The 1031-nt window shown below is 41.0% G+C and carries 2 protein-coding genes; both read left to right on the plus strand.

The genetic code is table 11. From position 1 onward, the window contains the following. A partial coding sequence (locus F6K37_RS44260; protein WP_287257463.1) for a glycosyltransferase occupies nucleotides 1-782 on the plus strand: 782 nt, incomplete at its 5' end. Nucleotides 783-945: 163 nt separating this feature from the next. Then, the coding region (locus tag F6K37_RS46060; protein ID WP_502887850.1) for a glycosyltransferase at nucleotides 946-1031 on the plus strand (86 nt) is incomplete at its 3' end.

Consider the following 1031-nt stretch of genomic DNA (forward strand, 5'->3'; position numbering starts at 1 on the left):
GTTTGGCCATGGCAGCTTTTGTAAGAGCACTGATTGGCACACCCATTCTGTTTAAAGCACACACTGGTTTGACTGGCGGTGGACAATCACTGGCGCGAAGCCTGCGATTTTGTCCCAATCATCTGGTGGTTTTCTCTGAGACCATGGCTGACTTTGTTGATAAACAGCGTCCTAATCAGCCTGTCACAATTATTCCCAACGGCGTAGATATGGATCGATTCAAGCCAGAGGGAAATCAGATCGACCTAGGTTTGAACAAGCCGATTGTGTTGTGTGTTGCTTCTTTAAATCATAACGATCACAAACGGGTTGAACTGACAATTCGAGCGATCGCAAAGCTTCCCTATGGGAGTCTTCTGATTTGTGGCGATGGACCTGACCGTGAATATTTTCAAGCATTAGGTGAGGAATTGTTGGGAGCTAATCGCTTTGCCATACAGACCTTTCCCTTCAATCAAATGCCTGAGGTTTATCGGTATGGGAATCTATTTACCCTCCCTTCTATCGATGAACCATTTGCCAATGCTTACCTACAAGCAATGTCTAGCGGCTTAGGAGTTGTTACTACTGATGATGAGATTCGTCGCTATATGATTGGCGATGCTGGTATTGTGTGTGATGTCACCAATCCAGATGTTTATGCTGGAGCGATCGCACAGGCTTTGAGCAAAGATTGGAAAACTAAGGCTAGAAAGAATGGGATGCGTTTTAGCTGGGACATGGTTGCTCTACGCTATCGTGATTTAATTATGCAAATGATTAGTCAGTCTAGTCTTGACTAGATTAAATAGTTAAATATTTGCTACTTTTTCCAAAATATTATGAGCATAATTTTCCAGTTTAATGTTGCATTTAACCACAATTAATCTGTCCTATTATTGTTTCGAGTTAATATTAACTTTAGCAAAATAGTTTGATTAAATAACTTGATTAATGAACTTGACTATGCCAAAAGTTACTGTTGTTATTCCAGCATATAATGGGATGGAATACCTCCCGAAAACAGTGGAGAGTGTTTTAGCGCAAACCCT

The sequence above is a fragment of the Moorena sp. SIO4E2 genome (assembly GCF_010671945.1).
Taxonomy (GTDB): Bacteria; Cyanobacteriota; Cyanobacteriia; order Cyanobacteriales; family Coleofasciculaceae; genus Moorena; species Moorena producens.